Consider the following 19656-nt stretch of genomic DNA (forward strand, 5'->3'; position numbering starts at 1 on the left):
TCATGACACGACAGATCCAGGATGCCTACATCGTCGCCGCGAAGCGCACAGCCGTCGCGCGCAAGGGCGGTGCCTTCCGCCATGTGCGGCCGGACGACATGCTGGCGCATGTGCTGCGCGGCACGGTCGACGCCGTGCCGCCTTTCGACCTGAACGACATCGGCGACGTGGTGGTCGGCTGCGCGATGCCGGAAGCAGAGCAGGGCATGAATGTGGCGCGCATCGGCGTGCTGCTGGCCGGCTTTCCGGTGTCGGTGCCGGGCATCACGGTGAACCGCTTCTGCGCCAGCGGCCTCAACGCCGTGGCCGATGCGGCGATGAAGATCATGACCGGCCAGTGCGACATTGCCATCGGCGCCGGCACCGAATCGATGACCGTCATGCCGACCATGATGGGCAACAAGGTCACCGTGAATCCGCGCGCCTTCGAGTCGGACGAACACGTCGCCATCGCCTACGGCATGGGTCTGACCGCGGAAAAGGTCGTGCAGCGGTACACGGTGTCGCGCGAGGACCAGGATGCCTTCGCGCTGGCGTCGCACCACAAGGCGCTCACCGCGATCGCCGCCGGCCGCTTCCGCGACGAGGTGCTGCCCTACACCGTGCGCAGCCACCTGCCCGATCTGGCGAGCAATACGGTGCGCCTGACCGAGCGGCTGTTCGACACCGACGAAGGGCCGCGCGCCGATTCCAGCGCGCAAGCGCTGGCGAAGCTGCGTCCGGCGTTTTCGGTGCGCGGTTCGGTGACCGCCGGCAACAGTTCGCAGATGTCGGATGGCGCGGCCGCCGTGCTGTTGATGTCGGAGGCGGCCGTGAAGCGCACCGGTGCGACGCCGATCGCGCGATTCCGCAGCTTCGCGGTGGCCGGCGTGCCGCCGGAAATCATGGGCATCGGCCCGGTCGAGGCGATTCCGAAGGCGCTGAAGCTGGCCGGCCTTGCGCAGGACGACATCGACTGGATCGAACTGAACGAAGCGTTCGCCGCGCAGGCGCTGGCGGTGATGCGCACGCTCGGGCTGGATCCTGCGAAGGTGAATCCGCTCGGCGGCGCCATCGCGCTCGGTCACCCGCTGGGTGCCACCGGCGCCATCCGCACCGCCACCGTCATCGCCGCGATGCAGCGCGGCGAGGCGCGCACCGGCATGGTGACGATGTGCATCGGCACCGGCATGGGCGCCGCAGGGATATTCGAGAAGGTGTGAGCGGGTGTGAGCGCGCGTCAGCACGGAAGGACGGGACCGGCGCCATGCCGGTCCCGGATCAGCCTTACTTGATGGCGGCCATGCGCTTTTCGAGTTGCGCCACCGGCACGTAACCCGGAATGCGCTCACCCGTGCTGAGGAATATCGTCGGCGTGCCGCGAACGCGGTACTTCTCGCCGAGTGCAGCGGCCTTCTGGAAGCCGGCCATGTCGCACGATGCAACAGCCGATGCCGGCGCAACGTTGCCGGTCATCCAGTCATTCCAGGCCTTCAGACGGTCGGGCGAGCACCAGATCGCTTCCGATTTCTTCACCGAATCCGGGCCGAGCACCGGTGTCAGGAAGGTGTAGACGGTCACGTTGTCCATCGTCACCAATTCCTTCGCAAGCTTCTTGCAGTAGCTGCAGTTCGGGTCTTCAAAGGTGGCGATGACCCGCTTGCCGGTGCCGCGCACCTGCTTGATCGCGAGCTCGAGCGGCAGTTCGGCAAAGTTGATGCCTGACAGCTGATTCACCCGCTGCTGCGTGATGTTCTGGCGCGACTTCGCGTCGAGGATTTCGCCCAGGATGAGGTAATTCGCCTTCTCGTCGGTGTACAGGATTTCGCCGCCGATGCGGACTTCATACAGGCCGAGGTAAGGCGTCTTCGTGACGCCTTCGACCTTTGAACCGTTGCCGATGGCGGTTTCGACGGCGGTCTTGATCGAATCTTCAACCGGACCCGCGAAGGAAACCGATGTGGCGGCGAGCGCGCACAGCAGTGCGGCGGTGTGCTTGATGGACATGAAAACTCCTGTTGGGGCGCTGTGTGGCGGCCCCGGTGGGCCAAGATTTATTTCGTGCGTTATTTCGTGCGCCAATTAACCGAGCGCGTAGCGTACCAGCGCATTGCGTAGGACAGGCAGGCCCTGTGTCAGGTTCAGCCCGGTATTCCTGAGCCAGGCCAGCGCCGGCCAGGCCGGGCGGAACAGCTCGTGCAGCGCGTGCGTCGTCAGTTGCAGCGCCTGCACCTCTTCGGCCCGCTTGCGCTCGTAGCGGCGCAGCACGCGCACATCGCCCAGCACGCTGCGATCGGTGTCGGCCAGCACGCCGGCCAGCACGCGCACGTCGGCAAAACCCAGATTCACGCCGTGACCCGACAGCGGATGGATGGCATGCGCAGCATCGCCGACCAGCGCCACGCCCGGTGCGATTACCTTGGGTACCTGCATCAGGCGCAGCGGAAAACCGGCTGCCGGCGTCACCAGCTCAAGTGCGCCGAGCACGTGATCGCCCGCGGCCGCAACTTCGATCGCCAGTGTGGCCGCGTCATGTTGCAGCAGTTCGCGACCCCTGGCTTCGGGCGCCGACCACACCATGGACATGTGCTGATCCGGCAGCGGCAGGAAAGCCAGCACGCCATCCGGCCGGAACCATTGCCAGGCGCACCCCAGATGCGGCTTTTCGCAGCGGAAGTTGGCGATCACGCCCAGTTCGTTGTAATCGGTGAAGCGCGCGTCCAGCCCGGCCTGCGTGCGCACCCATGAATTGACGCCATCGGCGCCGACCACCAGCGCGGCTTCCAGCGTGCGCCCGTCTTCCAGCGTCAGCCGCGAGCGGCCGCGTTCGTGCGCCAGCTTCGCCGGCCGCGCCGGGCACAGCAAGGTGGCATTGGCCTGCCGCTTCACGCCTTCCCACAACTCGCGCGCGATCAGGCTCGACTCGGCAATCCACGCCAGCTCACCCACGCCGACGTCGAACGCCGAAAAGTCGAGCTGCGCACCGCGGTCGCCGAACACCTCGATGCGGGCGAGCGGCTGCATCCGCGCATGATCAAGATGCGCCCAGGCGCCCACCGATTCCAGAAAGGCCGCGCTCGACGGGCTGACCGCATACACCCGCGCGTCCCAGCTCCCGACCGGCCACTCCGGCATCCGCCCCTCGACCAGCGCCACCGACAGCTGCGCCCGGCGCAGCGCCGCACACAGCGCCAGCCCGGGCAGGCCGGCGCCAACGATGACCACATCGAACTTGAAATCCTGCTGCATCGCGAAAGTGACCGCACGGATGAAAGACCCGCGATTGTCGGGCCGGGCCGCCATTCTTGACAAGACCCGGTCGCTCCACGACAATCCACGGCCTTTCAAAGGGTGATGTAGCTCAGCTGGTTAGAGCGACGGATTCATAATCCGTAGGTCGAGGGTTCAAGTCCCCCCATCACCACCAGCTTTCAAGCGGCTCCCAGCGATGGGGGCCGTTTTCGTTTGCGGGTTCCCCGTTCGCATGTGGCTTACATGCAGCCGGGTGGACTTCTCCGTTTCGAACACAGATACCTGAAGCTCACGGCTGCGACGGCAGGCGCAACCAGATTTCGTTGCGCCGCATGAACCAAGGCTTGAATGGCGCGTCGTAGCGCGAGAACACCGGCTCGCCGGTCCATGTCAGGTCGGCGGCCCGCAATGCCGATTGCAGCTTTCCGAGATGCTCGGCGTAGTTCGATTCCGACCAGAAACCCGAGTAGCGGATGACGGCCACCTCGTAGGCTGCCACGTCACGGAGCTGGATGCGCGCATCCAGCGGCTCCGGCGCGTCGGCCGCTGTCACGCCCTTGGGCAGCACGAACTGCACGAGGAAGCCGGCAGACGACGCGGTCTGGGTGACCGGGGCGGTCATCGGCAGCTTCACAGGCGCGGAGGCCTGGGTCACCGGTGCCGTCATCGCGAACTTCTTCTCGCCCTTGTTCTTGCCGAAGATGTATCCCGACAGGATCGGGAAGGCCTGGCTGCCCGCTTCGTCCGCGGGCCCGGGCACAACGACCTCGGCCACCGTGTAGGGGGCGTATTGCCGCACCTCGAAGTCAGCGAACGTGCGGACCACCCGGTATTCGGGTTCCTCCGTGGCGTGCAGGGGCATGGAAAGGCCGATCAGAAGGAGTGCCGGGACCAGCAGCTTGCGCCAGCCGTGGCCGGGCCGGGTGGATACGAAGGACGTAACGGACTGCATGGGAGCGGGCCCGGGTTGTTTGCATGACGCTCAGGCCGATTCGCTCAAGCGGTAGTTCAATGATCGAGCTTCAATCTGAAAACCCCGGTGGATCGACGCCTTGGGCAGGGTTGGCGGGTCAGCCGTCCGTGTCCGCTTCGCTTCGAAAAGCGTCGATCGATTTGACAGTATGCGTCACAGCGGTTTTTCAACCCGTTGTTCGAATGGACCTTCGCCCAATGGCTCGAATCTTGCGACGCCCTCGCGCGATCACCGGAGCGCACAGGCGCGCGACGGGAAAAGGCGCCGCACCGGATCGCTTCGATCGTCCGCTGCAGGCGTGACTTCGCAGAATCCAACCCACCGAAGCCGACAATGAAAACAAAGAGAGTGCGCGCCACACTGGCGCTGGCAGGCGCCCTGATGACCTTCAGTGGTGCATCCGGTGCGATCGATATTTCGGTCAATTTCACCGCTGTCACGGTGGTTCCCTACACCTTCAATCAGGGCAGGGAGTTGATGTCCATCCAGCTTACGGAAGACACGAATTTCGGGCGCTTCTTGAAGTCGATTGTCATGATTGATGGCGTTTTCCGTAAGACCGGCGGCAATATCGCCGCCCCCGAACCGACCGTCAACTACGTGCACAACCTTTACCTGCACATGAAGGTGTCGCCCGACTACGGTGGCGTCTACGGCGAGCCGCAGGTGTTTTCCGCCGGTAACCTGATCGCCGAGCAGCAAGGCGACGGCACTGTCAGGTACTACGATGGGCGCCCCTCGCAGCCTTACCGGATCTATCTCGGCTCCGTCGCGAAGATACCGGGGGAAATCGTGGTGACCGAGGCGCCGCAGGCCCGCATCGACACGGTTACCGTCGCCGACCCGTTGGCGATCCGCGGTGACGTCGAAGGAGCCGTGGTCCTGCGCACGAACTACAGCGTCGTGTACGCCGTCGATACCTTCTTCGACACATCCCTCGGCTGGCTCCAGAACGTATCGGACACCACTGCCTTGAACGCCGCGAGAACCCTTCGCGAATACGTCGAGGGCAACTCCCTGCACGTCGCCCCGAGTGAAAACAAGCTGTACATCAACGTAAGGGGGCCTCGGACTCCCGACAACATCCGGAACGACGGCACCTTCTCGGGTTTCACGGTGCATACCGCATCGCCGGGCATCCTGGCCTACAACGTCACGCTGCCGGACGCCGCCACCATCGACGTTCCGATCGCCTTCATCAAGAACAATATGGAGGCCACGCTGGATGTCGCGTTCGAAGGTGAGTCGCTGATGACCTTTTATGGCCGCGATTACCTGACCGACGAGATCCAGATGCTCAGCATCGGCATCGCCGGCCTCGAAGGCAGGCAGGGGCTGCTGACCTTCACGATCAACACCGACGGTCCGGAAAGCGCGGAAATCTTCGTGGCCGACAAGCTCAGCCTGCGGGGTTTCCAGGTCACCGCGCTGGCGGCGCCCGTGCCGGAACCCGGCTCGTGGGCGTTGATGACGGGCGGGTTGGCGCTGGTCGGTGTCATGGCGCGTCGCCGGTTTACGCAGCCGCGACGCAGCCCCGTGTCAGCACAAGGTACCGCCTGAAATCGCCTTGAACGTACGCAGAACCCAACTCCTACCAAAGCAAATGATGAATACAAAAAGAGTGCGTTCCACGTTGGCGCTGGCAAGCGCCCTGCTGACAGTCAGCGGTGCATCCGGTGCAGTCGATATTTCGGTCAATCACACCGTCACCATGACGGTTCCCTACACATTCGATTCCGGCAAGGAATTGCTGTCCATACATCTGCAGCCAGACACGAATTTCGGACGGGTCCTGTCCTCGACCGTTACGATGGACGGTGCGTTCCTGAAGGCCCCCGGCGACATCGTTGCCCCCTTGCTGGATGTGAATTATCGCCACGAGCTGATCATCGGGATGAACGTCTCGCCGGGTTATGGCAGCCAGACGTTTTCGGCGGGCAGCCTGTTTTCCGAGCAGATGACCGACGGCGTGTACAACATCGCGGTCAAGGGATCCGAACCCTACGTGATACACATCGACCCCGATTCAACGAGATACAATTCCATTGTGGTATCAGAGGCGCCGCAGGCGCGCATCGACGACTACATCGTCGCCAATCCGCTGGCGATCAAGGGTGATGCCAGAGGTGTTGTCAGGCTGACCGCGAACTACAGCGTTGCCTACCGGACCGACACCTTTTTCGACACGGCCCTCGGCTGGCTGCAGAATGTGTCGGAATTCAATGCGCAAGACTACGTGGTCAAAATGCTTCGCGAGTACGTGCAGGAAAAGTCCGAGCATGCCGAGCGCAGCCTGAACAGCCTGTACATCAGACCACCCCGTAACGGCGGCCCCGGGATCCGCGGCGATGCCACCTTCACCGGCTTCAAAGTGCACACCGCATCGCCGGGCATTCTGGCCTACGACGTCACGCTGCCAGATGCCGCGTTCATCGACGTTCCGATCGCCTTCACCAAGAACAATATGGAAGCCACGCTGGATGTCGCGTTCGAAGGTGAATCGCTGATGACCTTCCATGGCAGCGATTACCTGACCGACGAGATCCAGATGCTCAGCATCGACATCAGCGGCTTCGAAGGCAGGCAGGGTCTGCTGACCTTCACGATCAACACCGACGGTCCGGAAAGCGCGGAGATCTTCGTGGCCGACAATCTCAGCCTGCAGGGTTTCCAGGTCACCGCACTGGCGACCGCCGTGCCGGAACCCGGCAGCTACGCGTTGATGCTCGCCGGCCTTGCGCTGCTGGGTGCGAGTGCTTGCCAGCGCAGGCGCCACGAGGTCTGAGCTCAGGAATCGGGCGTACATGACGGGGGCTGCGGCCCCCGTTTCGTTTTCGCCGCCGGGGCGGCCACGCCTGCTTTCAAGGATGCACTTGCTGTCATGCGCCTGTCAGGGACGACGAACCTGGCGGATCGGGTCGGCTCGATCAGACTGGCCGGGTGTGCGCGGCACGCGCGCCCCGCGGCACCGCGCCTTGCGCAAGCCAGCCGATGTTGCAACGGAATGAGGGCCCGGTTCCCGAGGCAGCGCGCGCACCCGGGAGCACGAGTTCAATGTGTGGCGTGGGTACGTTACCGCACGGACGGTGGACGACAGGGTGCGCAGCATCACGTCATGTTCCACGCCAGCTCCGTGCACTTCCCTCCGACCCACACGGCAAGGACTCGTTCATGACTGCGTACCAGGGCATCAGGATCTTCAGCCATGTCGTACTTGGCCTCATGGCGACAGGCATCGCCTACGCCGCCTGGATCGCCGTCACCTACTGGACCGGCATCAGTGTCTGACGCCGCGGTCACGCCATGAACAAACGACAGGCAAGGCTGTTTGCGATCGGTTCGACGGTCATCGCCACGCTGGCTTTCGTGGGGCTGACCATCGACAGCCACCGGCAATTCCCCAAGCTGACGAATGCACAGAACATCACGCCGGCCGTCACGCACGGCAAGGATGTCTGGCACAAGTACAACTGCATCAACTGCCATACCCTGTTCGGTGAAGGGGCCTATTACGCTCCCGATCTGACGAAGATCGCGCAGCACCGCGGCGCCGAGTACCTGAAGGCCTACATGAAGGACCCGTCGAAGTTCTACGACGAGCAGCGCCACCGGCGGCTGATGCCCAAGCAGGACCTGACCGATGTCGAGATTGCCGATCTGGTGTCCTTTCTTGACTGGGTGAGCAAGGTGGATAACCAGGGCTGGCCGCCGCGGCCGATCCTGGTGACCGGCGCGGGCGTCGGCCCCATGGGTGTCCTGCAGGCGGCGGCCGGGTCTGCGCCGCCGCCCGGCGCGCCCCCGGCCGTCGCGGACAAGAGCCCGATCGCGCTCGGCGAGGTCGTGTTCCGTGAAGCGGTCCCGGCTTGCGCCGCCTGCCACTCGCTGGTGCCCGGCGCCCAGATGGCCGGGCCTTCACTGGCAGGCGTGGCCTCACGCGCACGCGAGACCGTCGGATCGGCCGACTACACGGGTCAGGCGGAAGATGCCGCCGCTTACCTGCATGAATCCATCGTGCAGCCGAGTGCGCACACCATCGCCGGCGCCATGTACTCGGCCAGCGGCGTGTCGTTCATGCCGGCCACCTATGGCAAGGACCTGACACCCGAACAGATCGACCAGCTGGTGGCCTACCTGATGACCTTCAAATAGTCCGGCTCCCGTCTCGAGGAATTCTCATGCGCTACAGATCTCAATCGGTTGCCTACTGGTACTTCGCGGTCGCGATGGTGCTGTTCGGGCTGCAGCTGGTGTTCGGTCTGTTGTCGGCCGCCAAGTACCTGGGGCCTGACCCGCTGCTCTACATCCTGCCCTTCGACGTCACGAAGGTCATCCACACCAATCTGCTGATCGTGTGGGTGCTGACCGGCTTCATGGGGGCAACGTACTGGATGGTGCCCGACGAGTCGCGCACCGAGTTGTACAGCGTCAAGCTCGCCTACCTGCAGCTGGTGCTCTGGACACTGATGGGCGTGACCGCCGTGGTGGGCTACCTGTTCCGCTACGGCACCGGCAACAAGCTGCTCGAACAGCCGTTGCCGCACAAGATCGTGATCGTCATCTGCATGTTGCTGTTTCTCTACAACATCGGCATGACGATCTGGAAGTCGAAACGCTTCACTACCACGGAAGGCGTACTGGTGCTCGGCCTGGGCCTGGCGGCGGTTCTGTACCTGCCGGCACTGCTGGAATACGAGAACTACACGGTGGCCATCTTCTATCGCTGGTGGACCATCCACCTGTGGGTCGAGGGCGTATGGGAAATGATCCAGGGCGGCTTCCTGGCCTACTTGCTCATCCGCTTGTCGGGCGCCGACCGGGAGGTGATGGAAAAGTGGCTGTACGTCATCGTCGGCCTGGTCTTCATCGCCGGCATTCTGGGTACCGCGCACCACTACTACTGGGTGGGCGTGCCGGCGTACTGGCTGCCCATCGGTGGCATTTTCAGCGCACTGGAGCCTGTGGCGCTGGTGGGCATGGCGATTTACGCCTACTCGGCGATGCGCCGCTCGGGCATGTCGCATCCGAACACGCTGGCGCTGCACTGGACACTGGGCAGTGCCGTGTTCACGCTGTTCGGCGCCGGGCTGCTGGGGCTGGCCCACACCTTCCCCGACGTCAACAAGTGGACCCACGGCACGCTGATCACCGCGATGCATGGTCACGCCGCGTTCTACGGAGCCTACGCGATGATCACGCTGGCCATGATCAGCTTTGCCATGCCGTCGATGACGCCCGGGCGGTCGGAGCAGGGCAGCAGCATCGGTTACTGGTCCTTCTGGTTGCAGCTCGGCGGCATGTTCGGCATGACGCTTTCGTTCGCGACGGCCGGCATCGGGCAGGTCTATCTGGAACGCATCCTCGGCATGGGTTATCTGGATGCTCAGTTGAAGATCCAGGTGCACTTCGTGATGCTGGTGGTCACCGGGTCGATCTTCGCCATCGGCGTGGGACTGTTCATCTACGATTTCTTCCGGTACGCGCCACGCTTCGAGGTAGACGATGGCCAGACTGCGGGGCCGCGCTCAGGAACAAAACCCGTCGCGACCGCGGCGCCCGCGTGAGCGCCGGCACTCTCCCGGATCTGGCGCCCTATTACCTGCCCGCTGGAGACGAACTCGCGATCTTCGAGCAATGCCATCGCCGCGGCCTCGCGGTGATGCTGAAGGGCCCCACCGGTTGCGGCAAGACACGCTTTGTCGAGCACATGGCCTGGCGGCTCAAACGTCCGCTGGTGACGATCTCGTGCCACGACGACCTGACGGCGAGCGATCTGATCGGCCGTTTTCTGCTGCGGCATGACGGCACCGTCTGGCAGGACGGTCCGCTCACGCGCGCCGTGCGTGAGGGTACCCTGTGCTATCTGGACGAGGTCGTCGAGGCACGCCAGGACACCATGGTCGTCTTGCACGCGCTCACCGACCACCGGCGCTTTCTGCCGATAGACAAGACCGGCGAAACGATCCAGGCCGCACCGGGTTTCCAGCTTGTCGTGTCCTACAACCCGGGCTACCAGCGCATGCTGAAGGATTTGAAGCCCAGCACGCGCCAGCGCTTCGTGGCGCTGGATTTCGACTTTCCACCGGCGCAGCAGGAAGCGGCAATCATCGAACGCGAAGCCGCCGCCGACCATGCGACCGCCATGGCGCTGGTGTCGCTGGGGCGTCGACTGCGCGGCCTGCGCGACCGGGGTCTGGCCGAAGTGCCGAGCACGCGGCTGCTGATCGCCGCCGCCGGCCTGGTGGTCAGCGGCATCGACGTGCGCCAGGCCTGCTACAGCGCCATCGTTTCGCCCTTGTCCGACGATGAATCGCTGGTCGGTGCCATGCGCGACCTGGTCGACGCCACCTTCGTCTGAAAGCGGGGACATGGCCGAAGCCGAAGACGTCATCACCGATGCGGCGCTTCATGCAACACGATTCGTGCAGGGCCTGTGGCGTCGGCACCGCGCGAACACCGCAGCAACGCCGGTATCGCCCACCCTCGCGCTGACCGACGTCGCGCCGCGTCTGGACCTGTTGATCGTGGCCGTGTTCGGGCGCGCCTGTCCGCTGCGCACGGCCCAGGCGCCGGCACGTGCCACCGCCCTCGCGCGAATCTTTCAGCGACAGGACCGCCCCCGCTCGCAGTCTGCCATCCCGGCGACGGACGGCCACTGCATCTGGCTGCCGGCCGTGAGCGGATTGACCGATGCGCCACTGGCACTGGAACGGTTCCGCACCGTGGCGCTGCAGCAGGCGATGCGTGCGGTCCGGGGCAGCGCGACCGGCGCGGGCAAGGACGCCACGCCGCTGGTGCGTGATCTCTACTTGCTGATCGAAGCGCATGCCGCCGACGCGGCACTGGCGCAACTGCTGCCGGGCATGCGCGCGCCGCTGATCGACTTGCGCGCCGCTGCGCTGGGTGCGCGGCCTGCGGTATCGAGTTTCCCGATCGCGCGCCAGCCGCTCGAAGCCTGGGCATGTCGGCTGATGGCCACACCGAGTCTTGCGTGGCGCAATGACGCTCTGTGCAGTCCGTCACCCGGGCGCTCGCGGCAGATGGCGCGCGAGCTGGCGAATGCGCTTTGCCCTGATGCATCGTGGGCGGGTCGGCTCGGGGCACAGCCCTTGTTCAGGGACTGGTGGACCGGCGAACTCCTCGCGCCGGGCAACCCGTCGGCGCTGGCGGTCGACAGTGAGAAGGACAGCGCCGCTGACGGCGAACCTGCGAGCCCGCCGCGCAGCGCGCGTCTGGCGCGCCAGCCCGAAGTGCGCACAGCAGTGGACGAAGAGGACGATGCGAAGCAGGGTGCCTGGATGATCCAGGCGTCGGCGCCGCATGAAGTTGCCGAGGATCCGTTCGGGCTTCAGCGGCCCACGGACCGCGACGACCAGACGGCAGCCGACGAGTTTGCCGAGTCACTCGCCGAACTCGAGCAGGCACGGCTGGTGTCGACGCCCGGTCGACCGAAGGAAGTACTGCTGTCCGACGATACGCCCGACGCACGGACCCGATACGGTGGCGGCACAAGCGCCGACGGATCGCAAAGCATCCGATACCCGGAGTGGGATTACAACGTGCAGGCCTACCGCGAACCGGGTGCCATCGTTCGTTTGCTGCCGGCTGCCGACGGCCCTCAGCAGTGGGTGGACAACACGCTGGCCGAGCACCGATCGATGCTGGACGCGATCCGGCGCCGCTTCGAAATGCTGCGCGCGCAACGTACGCCACTGCGCCGGCAGCTCGACGGCGACGAACTCGATCTGGAGGCCTGCATCGACGCGCAGGCCGACCTGCACGCCGGACATCCGATGACGCAGGCGCTGTACCGCTCGCAGAAGCGTACAAAGCGCGACATGGCCATCCTGCTGCTCATTGATGTAAGCGGGTCGACCGACGGATGGGTGTCCAGCGGCCGTCGCGTCATCGATGTCGAACGAGAGGCGCTGCTCCTGGTGTGCATTGCCCTGGGCGCGCTGGGTGAGCCGTACGCCGTGCAGGCGTTTTCCGGTCACGGTCCGCAATCGGTTACCGTGCGCACCCTCAAGCGCTTCGACGAACCGTACGGCAACCCGGTCGCCACGCGCATCGCAGCGCTCGAACCCGAACACTTCACCCGCGCAGGGGCTGCGATCCGCCATGCCAGCGCAACGCTGATGCGTGAGCCAGCGTCGCAACGTTTGCTGCTCCTGCTGTCCGACGGCAAGCCCAACGATGTCGATGTCTACCAGGGGCGATACGGCGTCGAAGACATGCGCCGTTCGATCGTCGAGGCCAAGCTGCAGGGCATCGCACCCTTCTGCCTGACCGTGGATCGACACGCCGCCGGTTACCTGCCCGGCGTCTTCGGTGCCCGCCAGTATGCGTTGCTGGCGAAGCCGTCGATGCTGCCGACCGTGTTGCTCGACTGGATGCATCGACTGGTCATGGCAGGCTAGTCCGCGCTTCGCGGGGTGGCCGCAACATGCCGCTGCGGGTTCGGTTGCGCGTGCTGCGGGGTCGAGCAGCTTGACGCCCAAATCTAAGCGCAGCGCGACGCCCGCATCGCCGGCCCGGAAGGCAGCGTGGCTCTGCTGATCTTCACGATCAACATCGACGGACGGGCAGGTACGGCGACCTTCGTCGCAGTCGATCGCCGCCGGTCGGCTTTCCGGGCCGCTGCCTTCTTCGACGCGGGCTATACTCCAACGCCCATCCGGGGCCTTGTGCGGTAACGAAAAGCGCGCTTCGGGTTGAATCCGCACACCGACGCCAGTCCTTCCGGCTCCGGCGTGGGCGCTTCGATTCCGGCTCGCCAGTCGAGGTGAAGCAACTTGAAGGCACTGCTGCTGAAGTACTGGGAACGACTTCGATCCAGTTTCTGGTTCGTGCCCGCAGCGATGGCCTGTCTTGCTGTGGCGCTGGCGTTCGGCGCCGTCGCGCTCGACCGCGCCGTCACCGATGAATGGCTGGAGCGCCTGGGCTGGCGCTATTCCGGTGGTGCAGAGGGCGCCAGCCTGATGCTGGGCACCGTGGCTGGGTCGATGATCGCCATCGCCGGCACCGTGTTCTCGATGACGCTGGTGGCGATGTCGCTGGCGTCGTCACAGCTGGGGCCCCGCCTGTTGCGCAACTTCATGCGCGACACCTCCAATCAGGTGGTGCTGGGCACCTTCGTCGCGACCTTCGTCTACTGCCTGCTCGTGCTGCGCACCATCCGGCGCGCCGACGAGGTGGCTTTCGTGCCTCAGCTGTCCGTCAGCATCGGTGTGCTGCTGGCCTTGGTCAGCATAGGGGTGCTGATCTACTTCATCCATCATGTGTCGGTGTCCATCCAGGCGGATGTGGTCGTGGCCCGGGTCAGCGACGAGCTGCACGACGGGATCGGCAGGATGTTTCCCGGACACCTCGGAAAGTCCCGATCGGACACGCCGAACCCGGCGGATGAAGCCGAACTGCCGGCCGCGTTCGCGCGCGAAGCACGTCCCGTGGGGGCGCTCGAAGACGGTTATCTCCAGTTGATCGATGCCGACGCCCTGATGGAACTTGCCCGTGAGCAGGATCTGCTGCTGCAGCTGGAATGCCGGCCCGGGCACTACCTCGTCCGCGGACAGACGATGGTCAGGGTCTGGCCGGGCGATCGCGTGACCGAAGAACGGGTGCACCAGCTGAACGCCGCCTTCGTGCTCGGCAACCAGCGCACCGCCACCGAGGACATCGAGTTCTCCTTCCTGCAATTGGTCGAGATCGCGGTGCGGGCGCTGTCGCCTGGCATCAACGACCCGTTTACGGCAATCGCCTGCGTGGACAGGCTGGGATCGGCGCTGTGCCGGCTGGCCGGGAGTGACATGCCATCGCCCTTCCGGTTCGACGATCTCGGGCAACTGCGGCTGGTGGCAACCGGGTACACCTTTGCAGGCATCACGGACACGGCCTTCAACCAGATCAGGCAGAACGCGCGGTCGAATCCGGCCGTGGCGATCCGCATGCTCGATGCCATCGCCCGGATCGCCGGCCACGTGCGCAGCGCGCCGGATGCGGCCTGCCTGCGCCGCCACGCCGACATGATCGTCCGAGGCGCGCGCGAGGCCGTGCCGGAAGCGGGCGACCGGCTCGACGTCGAGGCACGCTACCTGGCCGCGACGCAGGCGCTGCGCGAACTTCACGGCGCGGCCGGCGACGAGGCCGCCGGCTGACCCCTCACCGGGGTCACCACGCATCGAGTGCCGTTGCACGCTGCCGTGCCTTCCGCGTGCGACGCGTCTGCCGTTGTCCGCGCGAACTGCGCTACAGTCCGGCCCGGTCGTCATGCCTTGTCTACGGGAGTCGAACGTGAAATATCTATTGGCGGCGCTGGTGCTGCTGGCCGTGCTGACGTTCTGGCTATGGACGCCGGATCGCAAACTTGCCGAACTCGAAGCGCGCTACCTGGCGGCACCCGGCGACATGCTGGAAGTGGCCGGCACCCGGCTGCATGTGCGCGACAGCGGCCCGAAGGACGCGCCGGCGCTGATCATGCTGCACGGCTTCGGCGCCAGCCTGCACACCTGGGAGCCGTGGGCGCAGTCGCTGGCGGGCGACTACCGGGTGATCCGTTTCGACCTGCCGGGCAGCGGTCTGAGCCCGCCCGATACCACCGGCGACTACACCGACGCGCGCAGCATGCAGATCGTGGCGGCGCTGATGGACCGCCTCGGCGTGGCGCGCGCGACGCTGATCGGCAACTCGATGGGCGGGCGCATCGCCTGGACCTTCGCCGCGACGCAGCCGGCGCGCGTCGACAAGCTGGTGCTGCTGTCGCCCGACGGTTTCGCCAGCCCCGGGTTCGAATATGACAAGGCGCCGGAGGTGCCGGCGCTGATGTCGCTGATGCGCCACTGCCTGCCGCGCTTCATGCTGAAGATGAGTCTGGAGCCGGCGTATGCCGACAAGACGGTACTGACCGACGCGATGACCGATCGCTACCATGACCTGATGCGGGCGCCCGGCGGCCGCGACGCGATGATGCAGCGCATGGCGCAGGTGAAACTGGTCGATCCGGTGCCGTTGCTCCAGCGCATCACGGCGCCGACGCTGCTCGTGTGGGGCGAGCAGGACGCGATGATTCCGGTCGCCAATGCGGCTGACTACAAGGCGGCCATCGCCGATGCCACCGTGGTGACCTTGCCGGGCGTCGGCCACCTGCCGCATGAAGAAGCGCCGGCGCGCGCGCTCGAACCGGTGCGCGCCTTCCTGAAACGCTGAGCGCGCCGCTGCAATTCGCCCGGTTCTCCATGCGGGCGACGACGGTTTTGTGGGAGCGGCGTCCCCGCCGCGATCAGTGCAGCGATTGCCACATTGCAGCATGCGTATCGCGGCGGGGACGCCGCTCCCACAAAAACAGCTCCCACAAAGAGAGCGCGGAGACCGTCACTGTTCAGCGTGCCCGTCTGTCCCCGCTTCAACGGCGGCGCGGGTCCGGCACCACGCGGTCGAGCACCTTTGCCGATGCGATCACGCCGGGCACACCGGCACCCGGGTGGGTGCCGGCGCCGACCAGATACAGGTTGTCCACGTCTTCGCTCTGGTTGTGCGGCCGGAACCAGGCGCTCTGCGTGAGCACCGGTTCCAGGCTGAAGGCCGCGCCATTGACCGAATTCAGCCTGTCCTGGAAATCCTGCGGCGTGAGCATCATCGACGTGACGATTTCATCCGCCAGCCCGGGCAGGATCGAATCGCTCAGGTATTTCTCGATCGCCTTGCGATAGGGCTCGGCCTTTTCGCGCCAGTCGGTGCCGCTGCCCAGATGCGGCACCGGCGACAGCACGTAGAAGGCGTCGCAGCCGTCCGGCGCCAGCGAAGTGTCAGTTTTCGTCGGTCGGTGCAGATAGAGGCTGAAGTCATCGGCCACCACCTTGTTGCGGAAGATGTCGGTCAGCAGGCCTTCGTAGCGCGGGCCGAGCAGGATGGTGTGGTGCTGCACGTCCGGGTACTGGCGGCGCGTGCCGAAGTACCACACGAACAGGCTCATCGAATACTTCGACTTCTCGAGGCGCCGGTCGGTCCAGCGCCGGCGGTGTTCCGGCGCCACCAGTTTGCGGTAGGTCCAGGCCGCATCGGCATTCGACACCACGACGTCGGCCGCGAGGACTTCGCCCGATGCGAGCGTCACGCTACGTGCGCGACGGTGGGTCACGTCGATCGACGCGACTTCGGCATTCATGCGCACCGTGCCGCCCTGGCCTTCGATCAGCCCGACCATGCCCTTGACGATCTCGCCCGTCCCGCCCATCGCGAAATGCACGCCCCAGCGCCGCTCCAGATGCGAAATGAGGCACAGGATGGAGGTGGTCGTGAACGGGTTGCCGCCGATCAGCAGCGGGTGAAAGCTCAGCACCGTGCGGATGCGCTCGTTCTTCACGTAGCTGGCGACCAGCCCGTACACCGTGCGGTAGCTCTTCAGCCGGACCAGTTCAGGTGCGATCTTCAGCATCGTCGTCCAGTCGGCGAACGAAATGTCGACCAGCTGGGTGAAGCCCACATCGAAGATGGCTTCGGCCTGCTTCATGAAACGTTCGTAGCCGTCGACATCCTCGGGTGCGAAGCGGGCGATTTCGCGCCGCATCGTTTCCGGGTCGCCGGAATAGTCGAGGTGCTCGCCGTCGTCGAAGCGGATGCGGTAGAAGGGCGCGACCGGCCGCAGGTCGACGTCGTCGGAAAAGGTCTTGCCGCACAGCGCCCACAGCTCTTCGAGCAGGAAGGGGGCGGTGATGATGGTCGGGCCGCCGTCGAAGGTGAAGCCGTCCTGCCGGTATACGTAGGCGCGACCGCCGGGCGCATCGAGTTTTTCGAGCACGGTCACGCGGTAGCCGCGAGCGCCGAGGCGAATCGCCGCGGCGAGGCCGCCGAAACCGGCGCCGATGACGAGGGCGTGCGGTCGGTCGGAGTCAGGAGGGGAAGTCATGGAGGCGGTCATTCTGGCTGGTGTATATCTGGCAAGGTCACTGGAACGAAGTCGATTCAGGGTTGCAGCGGGTGAAATCATTGCATGGTGTCGCCCCGCAATTGACCGTCCGGGTCAACAAAAGCTCCGCCCGGGCAGCCGGCAGAGTGCGGGCGTTGCAATCAGCGCGCATGGCCGATGTCCGCGACCAGCCGCTCTGCGGCGCGACGCCCGGACAGCAGGGCCATCGGGATGCCCGGGCCGGGGTGCACCGAGCCGCCGGCCAGATACAGACCCGCAATGGCGCTGGCCGCGCCGGGCCGCTCGAAGCTGCCCATCGAACCGTGGTTGGCGCGGCCGTACAGCGCGCCGCCGGTGGCCGGAAACAGCTGGTTGAAACCGTGCGGTGTCGTGGCGACGGCGTCCATCGACGCGCGGTCGATGTCGAGCCCGCAGCGACGCATCAGGTCGAAGGCGTTGTCGGCCATCCGGGAGACCTCGGCGTCGCCGAAAGGCCGCGTGTCGCCGTCGGCCGGTGCGTTGATCAGCACCAGCAGGCGTTCGCGATCGAGTGCCGGCGCCTCCGCACCCTCAGCGGTGTCGGCGCGGTCCTGCGCGCACACATAGACGGTCGGCGCATCGACGATGCTGCGCCGCTGGAACACCGCGGCGAATTCGTCCGGGTAGTTTTCGGCGAAGAACACATTGTGGTGGTGCAGCGGAAAGCCCCGCGTGCGGCCATGAACGCACCAGGTGATCGCCGACAGCGAGCGCTCCGCCGGCTTGATGACGCGGGCGGCCCGCTGCACGGCCGACCCGAGCAGACCGGTCGCCAGCGCCGACACGTCGCCGTTGAACACCACGCGTTCGCAGTCGATGACTTCGCCGCCGGCCAGCCGCACCCCGGCGACCCGACCGCCGCGCACGACGATTTCCTCCACCTGGCAGTCGAAGCGGAAGCGCGCGCCGTGCCGCTCGGCCAGCGCCTGCAGCGCATCGGCCACGCGGCGCATGCCGCCCTCGACGATCCACACGCCGTCCTGCTCGACATGCGCGATCAGCATCAAGGTGGCGGGCGCGCGCAGCGGCGATGAACCGACGTAGGTGGCGTAGCGGCCGAACAACTGGCGCAGGCGCGGGTCGCGGAAGTACTGGCCGAGCGCGCTCCACAGCGTGCTCATCGGCTGGGTGCGCCACAGCGCGCCGAGGTTGGCGAAGCCGACGCGCTGTGTCAGTTCGATCGCGGACGGCCGCTGGCCATCGATGAAGGGGCCGCGCAGCGTCTGGTAGATCTCGCGGCTGCGCGCGCAGAAGGCGCGGTAGCCGGCGGCATCGTGTGCGCCGGCGAAGTCGCCGATCGCCTCGACGCTGCGTTCGATGTCGGCAAACAGGTCGAGCCGGCCGCCTTCCCGCCAGGCGTGGCGCGCCAGCACCGAGGTCGTGTGCAAGGTGAGTGCGTCGGTCAGCGAGGCGCCTGCGTCGGCGAACAATGACTCGAAGGCCCAGCGCATCGTGAACACGGTCGGGCCGCCGTCGATGGCAGCGCTGCCCACCTTCACCTCGCGCATCTTGCCGCCGGGTGCGGGGGCGCGTTCGAGCAGTTGCACGTCGAGCCCGCGACGCGCCAGATCGACCGCGGCCGACAGTCCGCCCATGCCGGCGCCGATGACCACCACCCGTTCAGACGCCACGCCCGCCTTTCATGCGCGTTGCCCGGCCGGCAGCGCGGCGCGCGGACGCGACAGCTTGCGCCACTGATACAGGATGATGGCCAGCCCGACCGTCAGCGGAATCGCCCACAGCACCGGATGCAGCGCCAGCGTCGGGAAGGTGCGCACCGCGCCGAAGGCGAAGAAGGCCGTGTAGACCGAAATGCCGGCGCCGACCAGTGCCTTGATGTGTTCGCGCAGCCAGTCGTTGGCCGCCGGTTGGCGCTTGTACAGGAACCACAGATTGGTGCCGACCGTCGCCCAGCCGATCAGCGACACGCCCAGCATCAAGGGCTGGCCGATCAGCAGGCCCTGCACGGCGCAGTTGGTGGCGGTGATGAAGGTCGCGGCCTGCAGGCCGAGATTCACCGATTCCCGGTTGGCCGCGTGGTCGCGCCGGTTGCGGATGCACTGCCAGCCGTACCAGGCCAGATTCAGCGTCAGTGTGGCCAGTGCCAGCATCATCCAGCCGAAGATCGCCCGCACCAGCGCCGGGTCGCGAAAATCGGCGTGCTCGGTCAGATGCGGGTGGGTCGATACCGGGTCGGCCAGCGTGCACAGACTGATGCCGATCGCCGCCGTGCCGGTCATTAGCATGGTCACCGTGAACACCTTCCCGACCGTGCGGTGCGCGGCGCCGCCCTTCTTCGCGAACACCGGCACCCAGAACGCGAGCAGGCCTGTCGCACCGGTCACGATGTGACTGGCGACGAAGAGGTGGAACAGCTCGGACACGGACATTGTTGCGCGCTCGACAGGCCTTGCCAGAGGTGAGGGGCGAGGGGCCCACACGTCGACCCAAGCGGTCGCTTGAGTCATTGACACTTCGCACTGTAACCTCGCGCGGACAGATTCGGTATCGT

General features: G+C 65.9%; 16 protein-coding genes and 1 tRNA gene. 11 read left to right on the forward strand and 6 right to left on the reverse strand.

The genetic code is table 11. The features are described from left to right. The first annotated feature begins 2 nt into the window (after positions 1 to 2). Positions 3 to 1202, forward strand: a complete 1200-nt coding sequence (locus ACTIFF_RS00320) for an acetyl-CoA C-acyltransferase (protein ID WP_439535024.1) — start codon at positions 3 to 5, stop codon at positions 1200 to 1202. 64 nt (positions 1203 to 1266) lie between these two features. Here ACTIFF_RS00320 and ACTIFF_RS00325 read toward each other — a convergent pair whose 3' ends face one another. Together ACTIFF_RS00325 and ACTIFF_RS00330 are read right to left on the reverse strand one after the other, a co-directional pair. Further along, the gene (locus tag ACTIFF_RS00325) at positions 1267 to 1986 is read right to left on the reverse strand and encodes a DsbC family protein (protein WP_439535025.1); all 720 of its coding nucleotides are present in this window, start codon (positions 1984 to 1986) and stop codon (positions 1267 to 1269) included. A 75-nt stretch (positions 1987 to 2061) separates the two neighbouring features. After that, the gene (locus ACTIFF_RS00330) at positions 2062 to 3228 is read right to left on the reverse strand and encodes a UbiH/UbiF family hydroxylase (RefSeq protein WP_439535026.1); all 1167 of its coding nucleotides are present in this window, start codon (positions 3226 to 3228) and stop codon (positions 2062 to 2064) included. 101 nt (positions 3229 to 3329) lie between these two features. Here ACTIFF_RS00330 and ACTIFF_RS00335 point away from each other — a divergent pair. Next, positions 3330 to 3406: transfer RNA gene (locus ACTIFF_RS00335), tRNA-Met, on the forward strand. A 114-nt stretch (positions 3407 to 3520) separates the two neighbouring features. Here ACTIFF_RS00335 and ACTIFF_RS00340 read toward each other — a convergent pair. After that, a complete protein-coding gene (locus ACTIFF_RS00340) occupies positions 3521 to 4093 on the reverse strand; it encodes an SOUL family heme-binding protein (protein WP_439535027.1) in 573 nt (190 codons plus the stop codon). Between the two features lie 444 nt (positions 4094 to 4537). Here ACTIFF_RS00340 and ACTIFF_RS00345 point away from each other — a divergent pair, with 444 nt between their 5' ends. The 9 genes from ACTIFF_RS00345 to ACTIFF_RS00385 all read left to right on the forward strand — a co-directional run bounded on the left by ACTIFF_RS00345 (position 4538) and on the right by ACTIFF_RS00385 (position 15406). Then, the gene (locus ACTIFF_RS00345; protein ID WP_439535028.1) at positions 4538 to 5764 is read left to right on the forward strand and encodes a PEP-CTERM sorting domain-containing protein; all 1227 of its coding nucleotides are present in this window, start codon (positions 4538 to 4540) and stop codon (positions 5762 to 5764) included. A 43-nt stretch (positions 5765 to 5807) separates the two neighbouring features. After that, positions 5808 to 6989 (forward strand): PEP-CTERM sorting domain-containing protein, encoded by a 1182-nt coding sequence (locus tag ACTIFF_RS00350; protein ID WP_439535029.1) that lies wholly within the window; start codon positions 5808 to 5810, stop codon positions 6987 to 6989. Between the two features lie 518 nt (positions 6990 to 7507). Further along, positions 7508 to 8353: a c-type cytochrome gene (locus ACTIFF_RS00355; RefSeq protein WP_439535030.1), complete on the forward strand. Its 846-nt coding sequence runs from the start codon at positions 7508 to 7510 to the stop codon at positions 8351 to 8353. A gap of 26 nt (positions 8354 to 8379) precedes the next feature. Further along, positions 8380 to 9765, forward strand: coding sequence for a cbb3-type cytochrome c oxidase subunit I (locus ACTIFF_RS00360; protein WP_439535031.1), 1386 nt, complete (start codon positions 8380 to 8382; stop codon positions 9763 to 9765). Beyond that, positions 9762 to 10559 (forward strand): CbbQ/NirQ/NorQ/GpvN family protein, encoded by a 798-nt coding sequence (locus ACTIFF_RS00365; protein ID WP_439535032.1) that lies wholly within the window; start codon positions 9762 to 9764, stop codon positions 10557 to 10559. The genes ACTIFF_RS00360 and ACTIFF_RS00365 overlap by 4 nt, the downstream gene beginning before the upstream one ends. A 10-nt stretch (positions 10560 to 10569) precedes the next feature. Then, positions 10570 to 12621, forward strand: a complete 2052-nt coding sequence (locus ACTIFF_RS00370; RefSeq protein ID WP_439535033.1) for a nitric oxide reductase activation protein NorD — start codon at positions 10570 to 10572, stop codon at positions 12619 to 12621. 126 nt (positions 12622 to 12747) lie between these two features. Beyond that, positions 12748 to 12897 (forward strand): hypothetical protein, encoded by a 150-nt coding sequence (locus tag ACTIFF_RS00375; RefSeq protein ID WP_439535034.1) that lies wholly within the window; start codon positions 12748 to 12750, stop codon positions 12895 to 12897. A 99-nt stretch (positions 12898 to 12996) separates the two neighbouring features. Next, positions 12997 to 14358 (forward strand): DUF2254 domain-containing protein, encoded by a 1362-nt coding sequence (locus tag ACTIFF_RS00380; RefSeq protein WP_439535035.1) that lies wholly within the window; start codon positions 12997 to 12999, stop codon positions 14356 to 14358. A gap of 136 nt (positions 14359 to 14494) precedes the next feature. Next, positions 14495 to 15406, forward strand: coding sequence for an alpha/beta fold hydrolase (locus tag ACTIFF_RS00385; protein ID WP_439535036.1), 912 nt, complete (start codon positions 14495 to 14497; stop codon positions 15404 to 15406). Positions 15407 to 15602: 196 nt separating this feature from the next. On the opposite strand, the gene ACTIFF_RS00390 is transcribed toward ACTIFF_RS00385, so the two are convergent. The 3 genes from ACTIFF_RS00390 to ACTIFF_RS00400 all read right to left on the reverse strand — a co-directional run bounded on the left by ACTIFF_RS00390 (position 15603) and on the right by ACTIFF_RS00400 (position 19534). After that, positions 15603 to 17105 carry a phytoene desaturase gene (locus ACTIFF_RS00390; RefSeq protein ID WP_439535037.1) on the reverse strand — a complete coding sequence of 501 codons (1503 nt, stop codon included), beginning with the start codon at positions 17103 to 17105 and terminating at the stop codon, positions 15603 to 15605. Between the two features lie 161 nt (positions 17106 to 17266). Next, a complete protein-coding gene (gene crtD, locus ACTIFF_RS00395; protein ID WP_439535038.1) occupies positions 17267 to 18775 on the reverse strand; it encodes a 1-hydroxycarotenoid 3,4-desaturase CrtD in 1509 nt (502 codons plus the stop codon). Between the two features lie 9 nt (positions 18776 to 18784). Then, on the reverse strand, positions 18785 to 19534 hold the full coding sequence (locus ACTIFF_RS00400; protein ID WP_439535039.1) for a hypothetical protein: 750 nt from the start codon (positions 19532 to 19534) through the stop codon (positions 18785 to 18787). Positions 19535 to 19656: the final 122 nt, after the last annotated feature.

The organism is Methyloversatilis sp., assembly GCF_051861465.1.
Taxonomy (GTDB): Bacteria; Pseudomonadota; Gammaproteobacteria; order Burkholderiales; family Rhodocyclaceae; genus Methyloversatilis.

Bases quoted from the DNA above. Each gene is read 5' to 3' on its own strand.
- ACTIFF_RS00355 (WP_439535030.1), top strand. From the start codon at position 7,508: ATGAACAAACGACAGGCAAGGCTGTTTGCGATCGGTTCGACGGTCATC.
- ACTIFF_RS00370 (WP_439535033.1), top strand. From the start codon at position 10,570: ATGGCCGAAGCCGAAGACGTCATCACCGATGCGGCGCTTCATGCAACA.
- ACTIFF_RS00345 (WP_439535028.1), top strand. From the start codon at position 4,538: ATGAAAACAAAGAGAGTGCGCGCCACACTGGCGCTGGCAGGCGCCCTG.
- ACTIFF_RS00325 (WP_439535025.1), bottom strand. From the start codon at position 1,986: ATGTCCATCAAGCACACCGCCGCACTGCTGTGCGCGCTCGCCGCCACA.
- ACTIFF_RS00330 (WP_439535026.1), bottom strand. From the start codon at position 3,228: ATGCAGCAGGATTTCAAGTTCGATGTGGTCATCGTTGGCGCCGGCCTG.
- ACTIFF_RS00390 (WP_439535037.1), bottom strand. From the start codon at position 17,105: ATGACTTCCCCTCCTGACTCCGACCGACCGCACGCCCTCGTCATCGGC.
- ACTIFF_RS00350 (WP_439535029.1), top strand. From the start codon at position 5,808: ATGATGAATACAAAAAGAGTGCGTTCCACGTTGGCGCTGGCAAGCGCC.
- ACTIFF_RS00340 (WP_439535027.1), bottom strand. From the start codon at position 4,093: ATGCCCCTGCACGCCACGGAGGAACCCGAATACCGGGTGGTCCGCACG.
- ACTIFF_RS00320 (WP_439535024.1), top strand. From the start codon at position 3: ATGACACGACAGATCCAGGATGCCTACATCGTCGCCGCGAAGCGCACA.
- ACTIFF_RS00400 (WP_439535039.1), bottom strand. From the start codon at position 19,534: ATGTCCGTGTCCGAGCTGTTCCACCTCTTCGTCGCCAGTCACATCGTG.
- ACTIFF_RS00360 (WP_439535031.1), top strand. From the start codon at position 8,380: ATGCGCTACAGATCTCAATCGGTTGCCTACTGGTACTTCGCGGTCGCG.